At 64.7% G+C, this 16,136-nt stretch carries 15 protein-coding genes and 1 tRNA gene; 8 read left to right on the top strand and 8 right to left on the bottom strand.

The genetic code is table 11. The features are described from left to right. Positions 1–96 precede the first annotated feature (96 nt). A complete protein-coding gene (locus tag GGD62_RS03010) occupies positions 97–5,301 on the bottom strand; it encodes an alpha-2-macroglobulin (protein ID WP_183707004.1) in 5,205 nt (1,734 codons plus the stop codon). A 425-nt stretch (positions 5,302–5,726) separates the two neighbouring features. On the opposite strand from GGD62_RS03010, the gene GGD62_RS03005 reads away from it, so the two are divergent. Further along, positions 5,727–5,803, top strand: a tRNA-Arg gene (locus GGD62_RS03005). A gap of 117 nt (positions 5,804–5,920) precedes the next feature. Further along, positions 5,921–6,172, top strand: coding sequence for a hypothetical protein (locus GGD62_RS03000; RefSeq protein WP_018323148.1), 252 nt, complete (start codon positions 5,921–5,923; stop codon positions 6,170–6,172). 33 nt (positions 6,173–6,205) lie between these two features. Here the strand turns inward: GGD62_RS03000 and GGD62_RS02995 are convergent, their stop codons facing one another. Beyond that, positions 6,206–7,492 carry a hypothetical protein gene (locus GGD62_RS02995; RefSeq protein WP_183707003.1) on the bottom strand — a complete coding sequence of 429 codons (1,287 nt, stop codon included), beginning with the start codon at positions 7,490–7,492 and terminating at the stop codon, positions 6,206–6,208. Between the two features lie 116 nt (positions 7,493–7,608). On the opposite strand from GGD62_RS02995, the gene GGD62_RS02990 reads away from it, so the two are divergent. After that, positions 7,609–7,836 carry a DUF2171 domain-containing protein gene (locus tag GGD62_RS02990; RefSeq protein WP_179730520.1) on the top strand — a complete coding sequence of 76 codons (228 nt, stop codon included), beginning with the start codon at positions 7,609–7,611 and terminating at the stop codon, positions 7,834–7,836. Positions 7,837–7,960: 124 nt separating this feature from the next. Here GGD62_RS02990 and GGD62_RS02985 read toward each other — a convergent pair whose 3' ends face one another. After that, complete coding sequence (locus GGD62_RS02985; RefSeq protein WP_018323145.1) at positions 7,961–8,179, bottom strand: hypothetical protein; 219 nt, start codon at positions 8,177–8,179, stop codon at positions 7,961–7,963. A gap of 700 nt (positions 8,180–8,879) precedes the next feature. Between GGD62_RS02985 and GGD62_RS02980 the strand changes: the two genes are divergently transcribed. Further along, a complete protein-coding gene (locus GGD62_RS02980; RefSeq protein WP_183234219.1) occupies positions 8,880–9,038 on the top strand; it encodes a hypothetical protein in 159 nt (52 codons plus the stop codon). Positions 9,039–9,492: 454 nt separating this feature from the next. Here the strand turns inward: GGD62_RS02980 and GGD62_RS02975 are convergent, their stop codons facing one another. The 3 genes from GGD62_RS02975 to GGD62_RS02965 form a co-directional block, all read right to left on the bottom strand. After that, a complete protein-coding gene (locus GGD62_RS02975) occupies positions 9,493–10,284 on the bottom strand; it encodes a hypothetical protein (RefSeq protein WP_018323141.1) in 792 nt (263 codons plus the stop codon). Positions 10,285–10,459: 175 nt separating this feature from the next. Then, positions 10,460–10,690 (bottom strand): hypothetical protein, encoded by a 231-nt coding sequence (locus tag GGD62_RS02970; protein WP_179730522.1) that lies wholly within the window; start codon positions 10,688–10,690, stop codon positions 10,460–10,462. 79 nt (positions 10,691–10,769) lie between these two features. Beyond that, positions 10,770–11,006, bottom strand: coding sequence for a hypothetical protein (locus GGD62_RS02965; RefSeq protein ID WP_026202882.1), 237 nt, complete (start codon positions 11,004–11,006; stop codon positions 10,770–10,772). A gap of 265 nt (positions 11,007–11,271) precedes the next feature. Between GGD62_RS02965 and GGD62_RS02960 the strand changes: the two genes are divergently transcribed. Continuing rightward, positions 11,272–11,619, top strand: coding sequence for a DUF6481 family protein (locus GGD62_RS02960; RefSeq protein WP_018323139.1), 348 nt, complete (start codon positions 11,272–11,274; stop codon positions 11,617–11,619). 109 nt (positions 11,620–11,728) lie between these two features. Here the strand turns inward: GGD62_RS02960 and GGD62_RS02955 are convergent, their stop codons facing one another. Next, positions 11,729–11,974, bottom strand: a complete 246-nt coding sequence (locus GGD62_RS02955) for a pentapeptide MXKDX repeat protein (protein WP_018323138.1) — start codon at positions 11,972–11,974, stop codon at positions 11,729–11,731. A 337-nt stretch (positions 11,975–12,311) separates the two neighbouring features. Between GGD62_RS02955 and dctP the strand changes: the two genes are divergently transcribed. The 3 genes from dctP to GGD62_RS02940 are packed head-to-tail and all read left to right on the top strand — an operon-like array spanning position 12,312 to position 15,240. Next, the gene (gene dctP / locus GGD62_RS02950) at positions 12,312–13,334 is read left to right on the top strand and encodes a TRAP transporter substrate-binding protein DctP (RefSeq protein WP_179730524.1); all 1,023 of its coding nucleotides are present in this window, start codon (positions 12,312–12,314) and stop codon (positions 13,332–13,334) included. Next, a complete protein-coding gene (locus GGD62_RS02945; RefSeq protein WP_092258376.1) occupies positions 13,331–13,885 on the top strand; it encodes a TRAP transporter small permease in 555 nt (184 codons plus the stop codon). Before dctP ends, GGD62_RS02945 begins: the two co-directional genes overlap by 4 nt. Next, a complete protein-coding gene (locus GGD62_RS02940; protein WP_018323135.1) occupies positions 13,882–15,240 on the top strand; it encodes a TRAP transporter large permease in 1,359 nt (452 codons plus the stop codon). The genes GGD62_RS02945 and GGD62_RS02940 overlap by 4 nt, the downstream gene beginning before the upstream one ends. Before the next feature lie 120 nt (positions 15,241–15,360). Here GGD62_RS02940 and GGD62_RS02935 read toward each other — a convergent pair whose 3' ends face one another. Continuing rightward, the gene (locus GGD62_RS02935; protein ID WP_183707002.1) at positions 15,361–16,044 is read right to left on the bottom strand and encodes a GntR family transcriptional regulator; all 684 of its coding nucleotides are present in this window, start codon (positions 16,042–16,044) and stop codon (positions 15,361–15,363) included. Positions 16,045–16,136 lie beyond the last annotated feature (92 nt).

Genomic DNA, 16,136 nt, shown 5'->3' with positions numbered 1-16,136 from the left:
TGGATGCCCGGGACATTTGCGCGAAGACGCGCTCCGCGCTTTTGCCCGGGCATGACGACTGAGTATGTGGCTCCGCTGCGCTCATTCAATCAGCACTCACTTCGCCGTCCGCACCTCGACCGTGCCCGTGCCCGTCCGGCCGTAGCGCGAGGGGTTGTACATGTCCTCGACATAGGCTTGCGGCAGCACGTATTTGCCGGGCGAGACCACGCGCACGATATAGGCGACGGTGAAGACCGACTTCGAATCCGAGGCGCGATCGACCGCCGCCGTGAAGCGATCGTCGCGGAACTCGGTATCCTCAGGCTCCTCGCCGTCCTCGATCCAGTCCAGCGTGCCGCTGTCGCCCGATGAGACCAGCTTCGGATTGTCGATCTCCAGGCCCGCCGGCAGATAGTCGGACACCATGACGTGGCCGTACTCGGGCTTGGCCTCGGTGATCTTCAGCACCACGGCAAAGCGCTGGTTCTGCTTGACCTTGCTGATGTCGGCCGGCTTGCCGTCGAGCGTGAAGTAATTGCGCTCGATCTTGAAGCCGTTGGACGCGGCCGGCTCCGGCGTCACCGGCGAGCCCGACACCGAGACCACCGCCTGCACCGGCGCATCGCCGGTGTTGGTGATCTTCAGCGGCTTGCCGCTCAACGTGTCCGCCTTGTAGCTGCGATAGAGCGCGGTCTTGACCGGCTGGCCATCCACTTCCATGGACAGGTTCTCCTTGGCCAGCGCTCGCGCCGCCAGCACCAGCCACGCATTCTCCTGCGTGGAGGTGTAGGGCGTCAGCCCGCGCGCGGTCTCGACCCGCGACACCGCCTGCGTCAGCGTCGCCTTCGGCGCATTGCCTTCGCTGGCAAGCGACACCAAAGCTGCGGCATCGCGAAGCTGCGAGCCGTAGTCGGTGCGGCCGAACTCCAGGACAGGCTTCGGCGCGAGGCTGTCGAGGGCGGCGCCATAGACCCGCTCGGCGCGATTGCGGTCGCCAACAAGGGCGAGAGCCGCCGCAAGCTGCGACTTCGCGATCGGCGTCGCGAGGTTGTTCAGCTTGGTGTCGGCGAGATAGCGGAGATCGCCGATCGGCGCTGCGCCGTTGCGTGCGAGCACGTAGAGGCCATAAGCGAGATCGCGCCCGCCGTCCTTCTCCGGCTCGTTGCCGTTGACGACGGAATTGCGGATACGGTCGAGCGCGTTCTTGAACAGCACGTCCGGCACCGCAAAACCCTTCTCACGGGCGCGGGTCAGGAAGTCCGTCACATAGGCGTCGAGCCATGCATCGTCGCCGCCGGCCGACCACAGGCCGAACGAGCCGTTCGAGCCCTGGCGGGCCAATAGCCGCTCGATCGCATCGCGGATGCGCTGGTCGACCTCGGTATCCATGGCGAGGTGCGCGCCGGCCGCGAGGTCGTTGACATAGAGCAGCGGCATCGCGCGGCTCGTGATCTGTTCCGAGCAGCCATAGGGATAGCGGTCGAGCGCCTTCAGGATCGTCGCCGCATCGAGCGCGGTCGACAGGCTCGCCGAGACCGAGACGCTGCCGGTGCCCGGCACCAGGTCGGAGAACATGTCCGAGGTCAGCGTCAGGCTCTCGCCCTTCGCCAGCGTCCGGATCGAACGCCGCGCCAGCACTTGCGTCGCCGCCTTGACGTCGAACGCGTAGTGGCGCGCCAGCGTCAGCCCGTTCGGTCCCTTGATGTCGACGTCGAGCGTCGCCTGCCCGGCCGCGGTCGCGTCGATCGCGAGCGTGAACGAGTTGCGCTGCTTGGCGGCGAGCTTGACCGTGGTCGCGGGATTGCCGGTCATCTTCACCGGTCCACCCGTTTTCACGTTGATGACGTAGTCGCCGGCCTGCCCCTCGACATTGTCGATCTCGAGGTTGACCGTGCCGTGGTCGCCGTTGAGCAGGAAGCGCGGCAGCGTCGTGGTCAGCACGACGGGGTCGCGGATCACGACGTCGGTGTTGGCGCGGCCCAGCTTGGTCGCGGTCCACGCCACCGCCATCACGCGTGCGGTGCCGGCGAACTCCGGAATGTCGAAGCTGACTTCCGCACTGCCATCGGCGCCAACCGTGACGATGCCGGAATAGAGCGCCAGCGGCTTTTGCGCGGGCGGCGAACCCTGCAGCTCACCAGCGCCGGCGTCACCGCCGGACTTGATCTGGCCGCGCGTACCGGACATGCCATCGATCAGCTGCCCGTAGAGATCGCGGATTTCGGCGCTCAGGCGGCGCTGGCCGAGATAGTAATCGTCCGGCGCCGGCGGCTTGTAATTGGTGAGGTTGAGGATACCGACATCGACCGCGGCGATGACGATCTTGGCGTCCTCGCCCGGATTGAGCCCGTCGAGCTTGACCGGGATTGTCAACGCTGCGTTCGGCCGGATCAGCGCCGGCGGCGACAGCTTGACCTGCAAGGTGCGGGCCTGCTTGTCGATGCCGAACCATTTCAGGCCGATCGCCCGGCCCGGCATGCGCTGGGCCGCGGCATCGAGCGGCCGGCGCAGCGTCGCCACCACGTAAGCGCCGGTGCCCCAGTCCTTGCCGACCGGGAGCTTCACCTGCGCGGTGCCTTCCTTGACGTCGATCGTCTGCGTCGTCAGCAGGCGGTCGCCGAGCACGTTGATGGTGAGCTTGCCGGCACTGCGGACATTGACCGACACCGTCATGGTGTCGCCGGAGGAATATTGCGGCTTGTCGATCGAGGTCTCCAGGAGGTCCGGCGTGTCGGCGCTGCCGTCGGAATACCAGCCGACGTCGAACTGCACCGAGGTCACCGGGCCATCGGCATCGTTCGACTTCACATCGAGCCGGTAGCGCCCAGGCTGGGGGTTGAGCGAAATCCGCGCCGGCTTGTCGGCGGCAACCGTCACATCACCGTCGGCGACGCGCGAGGTCGACTTGACCGGCTCGTACTCCCAGTAATTGTTCTGGCGGTACCATTGGTAGCGCGACTCCATCTTCAGGAGCTCGTAGCGCAGGCCGTCGCGGCGCAGCTTCTCGCCCTCGGGCGAGACGAACACGACATCGAACTCGGCCTTGTCGCCCTCGGCGACGTTCTTGTCACCGAACAGCGGCTTGACGCCGATCAGGGCGGTCGCGGGCGCAACCGGCAGCACGATCTTGCGCTCGACGGCGCGGCCGCCGGTCTCCACCATGCGGACGAAGATCTGTGCCTCCTGCGGACGGGTCGAGGCCGGCTGTTTGTCCAGCGTCACCGGGAAGGTCGCAACGCCGTTGGCGTCGGCCTCGGGCAGGTTCTCAAGCGGCGTGCGCTCGTTGGAGGTGGTCTCCTCATCGGCGACGCCGAACTGGTAGCCGGCAAAGCCCGGACGTTCGCTTGCGGGCGCGACCAGCATGTCGCCTTCAAGCTGCAGGCCGGACGCGGGCGCGCCATAGAGGAAATGGCCGTCCGCCTTAAGCTCCACTGGAGCGTTAGCTTTGATCAGCTTGTCCTTGGCGGACAAGTCGAATTCGATCCGATCGGGAACATAGTCCTCGACCATGAAGGTGGTCTCGCCAACCGAGGAGCCCTTCGGGTCGGTGAAGGCGCGCACCCGCCACGTCCCGGTCGGAACGGCCGAGTTGAGCGGCACGGACAGCGTACGGCCGCCGGCGCCCTGGTCGGCGAGCGCGGCACGTCGGTATTCGACGCCGTCAGGACGTTCGATCACCAGCGTCAGCGGTCCGCCGCTGACGGCATTGCCCTGCCCGTCGCGCAACAGCGCGGTGAGATAGACGGTCTCGCTGGAGCGGTAGACGCCACGCTCGGCATAGACGAAGGCATCGGCGCCTGCGGGCACCACGCGGCCGGAGACGCCGCGATCGGACAGATCGAAGGCGGAGGACTTCAGGCTTAGGAAGGCATAATCGGCCTTCTCGCCCGTGACCGTCAGCATCGCCGGCGACAGGCCGCCCTCGCCGCGCGCAAGCCCCGCCTCGAACAGCACGTGGCCACTGTCGTCGGTCTTGCGGGTCGCCAGGATCTCGTTGTTGCGGGCAACCAGCCGGACCTCAGCCTTGCCGACCGGATCGGTCGAGGCCAGCGAGTTCACGAACACATGGATACCGTCATTGCCGGAATAGGCGGACACCCCGAGATCGGAGACGATGAACCATTGCGTGGCGAGCTGGTAATCGTCGTCCGAGCCCGGGCCCTTGGCGGCGGCCGTCATCACGTAGACGCCGGGCTGGAGCTCACCCAGCGCCTGGTCGACCGGGAATGCCGTGGTGACGTCCTGGTTCAGCGTCATCGCGGTCGCGAGCTCGCCGGTCCAGACTTTTACGCCGCGCTCGTCGCCGAGATCGGAGAGCTGGTATTTCGACAGCGTCTTCTGGAAATCGCTGTCGACCACCGTGTTGATCAGATTGCGGTCGCCGATCCGGAACACGTTGATATTGACCGCGGGCGTGTTGACGCTGACCACGGGGATGCCGCGCTGGCCGGTTCGGGGCAGCACATAAGCCCGGCTGGTGAAGCGCACGAACGGCTTGCGGTCGCGCACATAGACGTTGAACTCGGCCGATTTCGGCAGCCCCTCCTTCACGGTGGACGGCAGGCCGGCGCGCAGATTGATGTTGTAGCGCTCGCCGTGCTTCAGCCCGTCGACGCAGAGCTGCTTGCCTTCGGCCGACAGCGCCGGCTTGTCCTGCCCCGCCAGCGCGAGGTACGGCGCGAAGTCGGTGCGTTTTGCCAATTCCTCGGAGAACTGGAAGCAGGCCCGCGGGCTCGCCGAATCCGAGTCCACGGTGTAGTCGAGCAGCCGGAAGCCATGCTCGTCCCGCATCTTCTCATATTGGCCGCGGACGTCGGCGACCTCGCGCAGGTCGAGCGCCAGGCGCAGCGAATCCAGCGCCGGCCGCCAAAGCTTGCGCTCCGACAGCGACTTGCCGAGCACCGCAAGCGCGTCGGCCTCCTCGCCCGGATTGCCGGCGCGCAGGTAGGCGATGTAGGCCGCGGTCGAGGCGCGTTCCAGCAGGAAGGTCCGCTCGCTCGAGCTTTTCGGCGATATCTGGAAGATGACTTTGGCAAGCCGCAGCCAGTTGCCAGCGTCTTCCGGCGTGGTCGCCGCGATCTGGCCGAGCACCGACAGACCGGTGCGGTAATCATTGCGCCGGAAGGCGGCGTCGGCGTCCGTCTTCAGCGTCGCATTGGTCTTGGCGACGGGCCCAGCCTCGCTCTTGATCTGGGCCTCCAGCTTGATCGCGGAATCGGCGAGGTCATCGCGCTTGAACGCCTTGTCGGCAGCGTGTGCTGCGCTGAAGCCGAGCGCCAGCGTGGCGCAGATTGTGACGGCGCGAACAAGACCGATCATCGTGGACTCCCGGAAATCGCGGACAGCCGCCCGCTGGCAGCATGAAATGCGCGGAAAGGTGACGGACTCAAGGCGATGGAACCAAAGGTGCAAATCGTCGCATTCGCCATGGAAAGGCAAGCCCAGAGGAGACCGATCAAGATACCGCCGCTCACGCCGTCCTGATGGCGCAGCGATACCCGACCCGTCGACCGGCGGCCACATCCCGGAAGCTGGCCAGCGTTCCCGGCGATGTGATCCATCGTCCGATGTGATCCATCGTCCAGTCCGCGGCCGCTCAACCCGGCACCCTGACATGCCACCGTCTCGCTTTGTCGCGGCTCTGAGGAAAAGGGTTCGGTTCAGACTTGGCGAAAGACGATATTTTTCATATTTGGCATGGTAGATGAACAGCCGGCCTCAAAAACCGAGGTCGGCGCAGCGACGGTCCCATAGCTCAACTGGATAGAGTAGCGGATTTCTACTCCGCGGGTTGCAGGTTCGAGTCCTGCTGGGATCGCCAGTCTCATTAAATCCACCGCCCTTCACGAACGCGTGGGTAACCATACGCCGGCCTTTGAACGGCGCAGATCAGCCCTATGTATGCGCCGGGCGGGTTGCGCCCGCGTTAAGGACTCCGATGCTTCCTACCGAATGGACGAGAATGGCTATCGCATCTGCGGTGGCGATCGTCGCGATGTCGTATCTGGCAATCGACGCAGGCGTGGTGAACACCAGTGTGGTCACAAGGCCCATCAAGGTAGCTCAGGCATCGATCGTTGGCGCTGGAATGGGCCAGCATCACCTTGCCTTCGCCGTTCAGGAGTGGGCGCGTCCCAGCCGCGACAACAACGAAAAGCCGGCCCTGGAGCATTGCCTGGCGATCGACTGATCGAGACGCCCTCGTCCGCGCAAGCGACGACATTCATCCTCTGCCACCAGTCGACTGACTAACCTGCCACCAGCGCGCAATCGCTGAGGTGAGATCGCCCCAGACCTCTGTCGGCAAATCCGAGACCGCCACCCGCACACTATATTGATCCGTGGTCGCGTCGTGAAACCACTCGGTCGCAGCAAAGTCGAAACCGAAGCTGCCGGCATGGCGAATCGGGAGGCCCTCGGCGCGCAGTTCGTTGCTCATGTCCTCGGCGGCCTGCCGCGCGCTCGCCTCGTCGAGAGGGCGCCTACCCCGCAAGGTGACGTAGAGACCGTGGGCGAAATGGAGCTCGGCCGAGAGCGCCGGGAGCTTTGCAGCGAAATGGCGGGCCATGCTTCGGCCGTTGCGCAGGATCGCCGCAACACGCCGTTTCGTGAGGGCCCAGTAGACCGCGCTGCCGACAAAGGGCGGGAAGTGCGCCGGCAACGCCGCGCCGCCGAGAAGCCGCACCGCGTTCCGGGTTTCGGCTGCGAGACGTGTCCAATCAGGCCGCCCTGCCCGCTGCCGGTTCTCATTCCCCTGCACGAAAACCGCCGAGCCGAGGCGGCCATATTCCGCCCCGAGCGAATCGAGCTTGTTGTGACTTCGCACCAGCACCAGTGGAGTTCCGTATCGCCGGGCCCAGCTCAGGACGCGCCGGATCCGGCCCGAGCTGCCCGCGAAGCATGTTGTATCGAAAATCACGAGATCGAGACCCGAGCCGTCGCTTCGGATCGCCGCCTCAAAAGCGCCGGCGCGGGAGCAGGAATCCAACAGAAGAATTTTCGGGGAATTCGCCGAAGCAAACGCATCGCTCAGCGGCAGACTCAAAGCCGCGAGCCGCAGATGAGGAACAAGACCCCGGATCAGCTCCAGTGTCTCGCCATAGGAGCCGGGAAGCACCAGCAAATCAGCCTTCTCGACGATTTGCGCGGAGGCGAGCAGCACGGCGGAGATCGCAGCCATGCCTGAGGCAGTATAGATCGCCGCGCTCATGCAGCCGCCGTCGAGCTCATAGAAGGAAGGACCGCGCACCGTAAGATCGGCACGCTGGTAATCGTAACTGAACTTGAAGGGCCCGCTGACGGGATCGGCGGTGTGCGACCAGGCTGTTTCCGTTGCCTTCCACTCGTGCAGCTCGTGCTCTGCCCTGAGCGCCGCAGTGATCTGGAATTTAGACCTGACGACCTCGTCGACCGATCGCGGACGCGTCAAATCGAGCCGATGCCTCAGGCAGTCATTCAACAGCCCGAGTTCCCAGTGCTTCCGTTCGAGATAGGCCTGAATGGTCTCCATGCGCGTCTTGGGCAGATCCGATCGGATGACAACGTGCGGAAATCGCCTTGGGTCCAACGCGCGCCCGCTGCAACGAACGTCCATCCTGGCCGTTGAGACGGTGCAAGGAGGACAACATGTCTGAGATCAGAGAGCACATGAAGATCATCGGCAAGGACGGCGTACATGTCGGCACGGTCGACCGAGTCGAGGGCAACCGCATCAAGCTGACGCGGAAGGACAGCCCGGAAGGTCACAAGGACCATCATCACTACATCGACACGAAATATGTGGGTGCCGTCGAAGGCGATGTCGTCAAGCTCTCAATGAATGCCGACGCCGTGCCGAAGACGGAAGCCGCCTGAACATTGAGCCCCTTCGGGGGCATTTTGTTTGTTCACGATCCGACTCCGCTTCGTTCCAAAAGCACGAATCGTAATCGCAAAATCGGCGCTGCGCCTTTCTTAACATCGCGTTTCGTCAGATCGATCACGTAGCCATGGGCACGAGCGTCGGCCGCAGCAGGTACGCGTCGATCGCAGCGTTCGACAACAACAGCCTGCGCCGCTCTCCTCGCAGCATCAACCTATCGATCCGGTTCAGGATGAAGCGAGCGGAGTCCTCGTGCTCGCCTGTGAGCAGGCCGGATCGGTCGAGATATTTCCAGGCAATGTCGAAGGATTGGGCGCGTAACTCGGGGTCGGTCATGGACGGCCAACGTCCGCGGGGAACGGAGGTTCCTGAGCGTGAGCGAGGCGTTGCCCCGCGCAACGCCAGGCGTATCAAGCAGAGCACAACAAAATGCACAGCGGCGGGGAACGAGATCACGACCTGCACGTTGGATGGCTTGAAATCAGGTGGTGCCGACCTGCCAGCCCCGGTCGGCTTTGAAGGGCTCCGTGCTTGTCCCCCGAGCACGGGGCTTTCTCATGCAGATCAACCTATCGGCCGGGCTCGGCCCGTCATCGTCTGACGCGAAATTCCCCTGCGTTTGCCCTCAGTCCGCCCGCTCGTCGCGCCGCTCGCGGGCCAGCTCGTGCCAGGCCAGCGCCAACTGGATCAGCCGTTGCCGATCGGCGCCTTCCGATGCCGCGGCCCGCTTCATCGCGGCCTCCGCTTCGTGCTGTGGGTCGTACTTGGTACACATGAGACCGACTCTAGCCGGCCATCTGGACAAGCCCATGGCAATTTCGTCCGTATGATTGCGGGGTAACGTCCGCGTCTGCCGGACTGAGGCAAACGGCCGGCACGACTGCTTCACTGCGTGCATGCGCTGATTGCGAAGCCATTTGGCTGGGCTTTCATCCAGGCGATCTGTGAATTGTGTCACAGTCCGCGACCTGCATCTCGGTTAGACCATGTCTCGACGCTCCAGCAGCCCGCGAAGGCATCGATGGTATTTCCCGTCATGACACAAGAAGCAGCAGCTCCGGCCAACGTCCCGACGCAACGAAAAAGGACCGACCTGCTCGGCATCGCCTATCTCGGGACCATCGGCATCGTGATGCTGGCCTGGATCGCCGGCCTGGTCTGGGGCGCGATTGCGTTCTTCAACTGGCTCGTGTGACGCAGGCCGATCCGTCGCGCTGGCGAGCAAGGCTCGCGGCAGCGATCGTGCGCTAAAGCATGATCCGGAAAAGTGCGAAGCGGTTTTCCGGAAAGATCATGCGCAAACAACAACCGAAAGCGCGATGACGATTCATCCAAATCTCATCGCGCTTTAGAACAGGCAGTGCACCACCTGCCCCAGCTTGATCCCGCCGCAAACGATCATGGCCCAAAGCGCCAAGCTGATCTGGATTGCATCCAGCATGTCCCACGTCCCCGCGAATCGTGTTCCCAACGTTTTTTCTTTTGAGAATCGCGTGAAGCGGCACCGGGAGCCAGTGCTATTTTGAGGCAGTTGTTGTGCGCCGCCGAACGTCGCGCCGACATGCGCATCGAGACAATCGGTTGGCGGCACCAGAACAAAAGAGGCGGGCTTTCGCCCGCCTCTTTCAGGTCAGGATGCGACCATTGCCTTAGCGGCACGCTCGCGGATCGGTCGCCACGTACTGCCCGTCCGGATAGCGGTAGTAGCAATTGCCCTGCGCCCAGTAGTAGCCCGGCTGGGATGCGGCGGTGGCACCGGCGATGGCTCCGGTCGCGCCGCCGAGAACCGCGCCCGCGGCAGCCCCTGTGGCGTTACCCGAGATCAGTCCGCCCAGCACGCCGCCGACGATGGCGCCGCCAAGCGCGCTCGCGCCGGGATCAGCCGGCGGCGGCGGAGGTGGCGGTGCATAGGCGACCGGAGGCGGCGGCGGGGCATAGGCCACCGGCACGTCGTCGTAATACTCCTCGGAGATGTAGGCCGGCGGACCGGCCATCCGCTGCGGATAATAATACCAGACGCCGCCAACGTCCCACCACCAGCCGGAGCGGCCGTTGTGGACTTCGTGGCGCCAGCGCCCACCATCCCATGAGCGATTGCCACGATAGGCCTGTCCGCCCCAGTCGCGCGTCGGAGCGGGACCACGGGCGACATGGCGTCCCGGCGGCGGGCCGCCGGCGCCGTGCGGACCGGGACCAGCATGGGGCTGGCCACCGGGCTGCGGCGCGGGTCGGGCCGCCTGCTGCGGCGGCGGGCCCCTGCGCATGTTCTGACTGTCCGGAGGCGGTGCCCCTGCGCCCGGGCGGGCCGGAGGCTGGCCGGCGTCCCTTGGTGGCCTTGCGTCCCTCGACGGCCCGGCGTCCTGGGCCTGTGCCGAAAGCGCGAGCAACGACATGGCCGAAACCAAGGAAATGATGATCTTCATGCGGCTGGACGCACTCATGCGTGCTTGACCCCTACTCTCTCGAATGCCGTGGTGCCTGGCGCGATAGACGATTCGGATCGCGCTCGGCTTGATGCCGGCTGACATAGCTGACCTGCTTTGGTCAGCTATGTCGCGTTACAAATGGTTAAGATCACGGCATTTTTTCGGCTCGACGGGCCGTGCTGGACCGCTTCTAGCGGGCCGGCTCGATCACGTTGCAATTGCTCCGCCCGGACATCAGGCAGTCCTGCATCTTGCTGGCCGCGGTGAGGTCCCGCGCGAGCCACCAGCCGACACCGAGGATCAGGATCGCGATGATCAAGCCGGCGATCGCGCCACGGCGGTTATCACCGGGTTGAGGCTTCGGCTGGGATTTTGGCTTTTCGCCCCGTTCGGGCTTGGACTCGAGCTTGGACGTGGACATGGCTACCTACCGCGCGGGCGTGCCGGCTTACCACCTCTGCGACGTCCCGTCACATCCCGATCAGCCCAGTTCGTCGGGTTCAGCCTCGGGTCGCCCGGATCGCATCCTTGCGCGAGGTTTCGACCGCCGGGATCGCCTGTTGGAGCCGCGGTGCACAGGTCGTGAGCACGAACGCGGTCTGGGTGCATTCCCAGTCGGCACCCAGGACGGCACTCTCGATGGGCTGCGGACGAGCGAGCAGCAGCGCCGCGCCGGCAACGGCTATCAGGGCCAAGGCGATTGCGAGCGCCTTTTGGTGGAAGCGGAAGAACGTCATGCCCGTGCTCCGTCTCGTATCGGGGCGGACGCTAGGCGTCGCCCGCGTGCTCCCTTATGAGGGACATCACAATTCGGCAGTTTTTCCGGGCTACGAGATCGTCGGGGCGGCGATTTTTCGTCTACCTGATCGGCTGCGATTATGGGTGGCTTCGCGACGCGCGCCGATGTACACGCTTCTGCGTCGCGTGGCGCCCGCTATGCCCAGCCGACGTACCAACACGCAGTGATGTAGGGCTGAAAGTGAGGAAGACAAGGTTCGTTCGATGAGTGGATTCAGGGAACCAGGCTTCTCCGACCGACAAAAGGCGGCGCAGGAAGCACGCAAAAATCTTTTGAACAAATTCAAGTCGCAGCCCGGTCACGACGATCCGGCGGTTGCGGCACGACGCGCCGAGCGCGAGGCCCTCGCGGCCAAGCGCGCCGAGACAAAGGCAGCGCGCGAGGCCGAAAAGGCCGAGCAGAAGCGTATCGCGGAAGAGGCCGCAGCGGCAGAGGCAGCCCGGATCGCCCGCGAGGCGGAGGAAGCGATCGCCAAGCAGGCTGAAATCGAGGCCGAGCAGAAGGCCAAGCGCGACGCCCGCTACGCCGCCCGCAAGGCCAAGCGCAAGTAGCATTCCCGGTCGCGTTCAACTGAAGTTGAACTGACTATTCCGGGGCGGTCAACGTGACCGCCCCTGGGTTTTCGACGCACGTCCGTCTGCTGCGGACGACAGTCGAAGATCAGTTCTTCTTCATCATCCCGTCGTCCTTCTTCATCCCGTCCTTCGACATGTGATCCTTCTTCATGCCGTCGTCCTTGGACATGGTGTCCTTCTTCATCATGCCGTCCTTGGACATCGTGTCCTTTTTCATCATGCCGTCATCCTTGCCCATCTTGTCCTGAGCAAAGGCGGCCGGCGCGAGCGCGAGGCCGAGCGAGAGTGCGGCAGCGGAGACGCCGAGCACGATACGGGTGCGAATGGTCATGGATCATCTTTCCTTCGAGATGGTGTTTGTCAGCGACGGACGCCGCTATTCAATCTCGACGGATGGACGCCTCGCATTGTTACCTCGCCGCGAGATAAATTTTTGACGAGCCTGCTGCGATCCGCCGTTCTAGGGAGGCCGGGGCCTGCGGTGGAAAGCGGATGTGTGCAGCGCAGCACGGTCACCACCCCCCTTGCCGCGGCATTCGGTCTCGAACTATCAGATGAGAGAATATCGGGTGAAAGACCGGCTAGGATGGGCCTACGTGCCGGTCAAATGACCCGCCCAAATCACGCCAACAAGAACCGTTCGAAGAAACGCTCAGAGGGATCACACCATGCTCACGCGCCGCCATCTGCTCGCGACCGCGGTCGCCGCACCCGCCATTCTCCGCTTCGGCACCGGCACCGCGCAGGCCGCGACCACGCTGAAGATCTCGCACCAGTTCCCGGGCGGCACCATCGACAAGGGTGATTTCCGGGACCGGCTTTGCCGTATGTTCGCTGCTGAAGTCGCTAAGCGCAGCAACGGCGACATCGCCGCCGAGATCTATCCGAACTCCTCGCTGATCAAGACCAACGCGCAGTTCTCCGCGATGCGCAAGGGCGCGCTCGACATCAGCCTCTATCCGATGCCCTACGCCGGCGGCGAGTTGCCGGAGACCAATATCGGCCTGATGCCCGGCCTCGTGACCACCTACGACCAGGGCCTGCGCTGGAAGAAGGAGCCGGTCGGCAAGGCGCTGACCGACTTTCTCGCCGACAAGGGCATCATCCTGCTGACCTGGGTGTGGCAGGCCGGCGGCGTCGCCAGCCGCTCCAAGCCAATCGTCGCGCCGGAAGACGCCAAGGGCCTGAAGGTGCGCGGCGGCTCGCGCGAGATGGACATGGTGCTGCAGACCGCCGGCGCCTCGGTGCTGTCGGTGCCCTCGAACGAAATCTACGCGGCGATGCAGACCGGCGCCTGCGATGCCGGCATCACCTCCTCGACCAGCCTGATCTCGTTCCGTCTGGAAGAGGTCGCCAAGTCCCTGACCTCGGGCGCGGGCGCCTCCTACTGGTTCATGCTCGAGCCGCTGATGATGTCGAAAGCGATCTTCGACAAGCTGCCGAAGAACCAGCAGGACATCCTGCTCGCGGTCGGCACCGAGCTCGAGGCCTTCGGCCGCAAGGGCGCGCAGGACGACGACGTCGAGGTCGCCAAGGTCTACGAGAAGGCCGGCGCCAAGGTCTCGGTGCTCGACGCCGCGACCGTCGGCAAGTGGCGTGACATCGCCCGCGACACCGCCTGGAAGGACTACAGCGCCAAGACCGCGACCGCGGCGAACCTGCTCAAGCTCGCCATCGACGTCGCCGCATGAGCCACGGTCCGCTTCCGGATCGTGACGATCAAACCATCGCTGCCGCAGGGACCGGCCTTGCGGCGGCGATCGATCGCGGTCTTGCCATCCTCAACAGCATCATCGTCGTGTTCGCCGCGATCGCACTGGTCGCGGCCTGCGCCATCCTGAGCTACAGCGTGCTCAGCCGCGCCTTGTTCAAGGCCGCCAATTACTGGCAGGACGAGGCCGCCGTGTTCCTGCTGGTCGGCGCGACCTTCATGACGGCCGCCTATGTGCAGCAGAACCGCGGCCATATCGGCATCGAGGCCTTTGTCGGCCTGCTCTCGCCGCTCGCGAACCGGATCAGGCTCTGGCTGGTCGACGCCTTCACGTTCCTGTTCTGCGCCTTCTTCACCTGGAAGTCCTGGACGCTGGCCCATGAGGCCTATGTCGACGGCCAGGTCTCCAACTCGATGTGGTCGCCGCCGCTCGCCATTCCCTATTCGCTGATGGCGTTCGGCATGAGCCTGCTCTGCATCCAGATCCTCGTGCAGCTTGCGCTGCCGTTTACCGGAGCCAAGCGTTCATGAGCGTGTTCGGTATCGGCGTTGCCTACGGCGTTGCGACGCTGCTCGTGATGTTCTCGGGCATGCCCATTGCGTTCGCGCTCGGCGCGGTCGCGGTCGTGTTCATGGGCATCTACATGCCGGCGGCGTCCCTCGATACGGTGACGCAAAACGTCTACGAGGAAATGGCCTCGATCACGCTGTTGTCGATCCCGCTCTTCATCCTGAAGGGCGCCGCGATCGGCAAGTCGCGCGCCGGCCAGGATCTCTATTCGGCCCTGCATGCCTGGCTGCATCGCGTGCCCGGCGGGCTCGGCGTCGCCAACGTGTTCGCCTGCGCGTTGTTCGCGGCGATGGCGGGCTCCTCGCCTGCGACTTGCTCGGCGATCGGTTCGGCCGGCATCCCCGAGATGCGCAAGCGCGGCTATTCCGGCGGCTTTGCCGCAGGGATCATCGCTGCCGGCGGCACGCTCGGCATCCTGCTGCCGCCTTCGATCACCATGATCCTGTTCGCAGTCGCCGCCGAAAAATCGCTCGGACGGCTGTTCCTCGCCGGCATCGGACCGGGCCTGCTGCTGGTCTCGCTGTTCGGCGCCTACGCCGTGATCCGCTTCCGTCAGGAATACGCCGCCGCAGAAGCGATCTACAAGAACGGTGGCCCGGAAGCTGCGATTCTCGCCCGCGACGAATACACGCTCGCCGAACGCTTCAGCGTGCTGCCGCGCGTGATCCCGTTCGTGCTGCTGCTCACCGGCGTCATGATCGCGCTCTATGGCGGCTACGCGACGCCGTCAGAGACCGCCGGCCTCGGCGGCCTGCTGGCGCTGGCGCTGATCGCGGCGATCTACAGCGTGTGGCGGCCGAGCGACCTTGCGCCCATCATGAAGTCGACGATCCGGGAATCGACCATGCTGATGATGATCATCGGCATGTCGCTGCTCTATTCCTACGTGATGAGCTATCTGCACATCTCGCAATCGGTCGCCGAATCCATCGTCGCGATGCACCTGCCGCGCTGGGAGCTGCTGTTCGCGATCCTCGTCATGGTCGTCGTGCTCGGCTTCTTCCTGCCGCCGGTCTCGATCATCCTGATGACGGCGCCGATCATCCTGCCGCCGCTGCGTGCCGCCAATTTCGACATCATCTGGTTCGGCGTGGTGATGACCATCGTGATGGAGATGGGGCTGATCCACCCGCCGGTCGGCCTCAACATCTTCGTCATCCGCAACGTCGCACCGGACATTCCCCTGCGCGAGGTGATCTGGGGCACGCTGCCGTTCGTGCTGCTGATGATGCTGGCGGTGCTGCTGCTGTGCTTCTTTCCGGCGATTTCGACCGGGCTGCCGGATCTGGTGATGGGGCCGGACGGGAGCAGGTAACAGCAATCACGGCTGCCGTAGGGTGGGCAAAGCGAAGCGTGCCCACCATTCGCGATTGCGGTCACGGAGAGATGGTGGGCATGGCGCCATGCGCCTTTGCCCACCCTACGAGCGCATTGATCATGGCTCGCTCTTCCGCCGAGATCGCGGCGCGATCGCCACCACCTGCAACAGATCCTTGCGCACGGCTTCGATGTGCCGCTCCAGAAAGCGGCAGGCCTCCTCGACCTTCTGTGCGCGGCAGAGCGCGATCATATGGGCGTGCTCCTTCTCGGCGGTCCCCATCGCCTTGGTGTTGGAGAGCTGGAGACGCGTGTAGCGGTCGCTGGTCTGGAGCAGCGACAGCACGATCGCGCGGGTGCGCGGCTGCGGGGCGTGCACGTAAAGCGCCATGTGGAAGTCGGCGTTGAGCTGTCCCCATTCGCTGACGTTCTTCGCCTTGATCGCCTTCTCGAAGCGCTTGTGGATGTCGTCGAGCCCGTCGAAATCGTCAGCGCAGAAACGCGGCGCCGACTGCGCCAGCAGCCGCGGCTCCAGGATGCAACGCAGATCGAACACGTCGTTGATCTCGTCCAGAGACAGCTCCGAGACGATGGCGCCCTTCTGCGGCACGATCCGCACCAGTCCCTCGGCCTCGAGCTGGAACAGCGCCTCGCGAACCGGAATGCGGCTGACGCCATAGGCCTCGCCGAGCGCATCCTGCCGCAACTGCGACCCGGCCGGATAGGTACCGTCGAGGATCGCCTGCCTGAGCTGGTCGACGATCGCGGCCGACAGGGTGCGATGCTTCAGAGGCTGTTTCATCTGACCTTCTGTTGTCCTTCCCGACTCGTCCGGCCGAAGCGGTCTCTCTCTTGCATGTCGGGCGCTCCAGCAAAAGCCGGGCGTCCCACAAA

The sequence above is a fragment of the Bradyrhizobium sp. ERR14 genome, assembly GCF_014198235.1.
Classification (GTDB): domain Bacteria; phylum Pseudomonadota; class Alphaproteobacteria; order Rhizobiales; family Xanthobacteraceae; genus Bradyrhizobium.
Note: the sequence above shows the minus strand (reverse complement) of the source record. Positions and strands in the feature narration are given on the sequence as shown.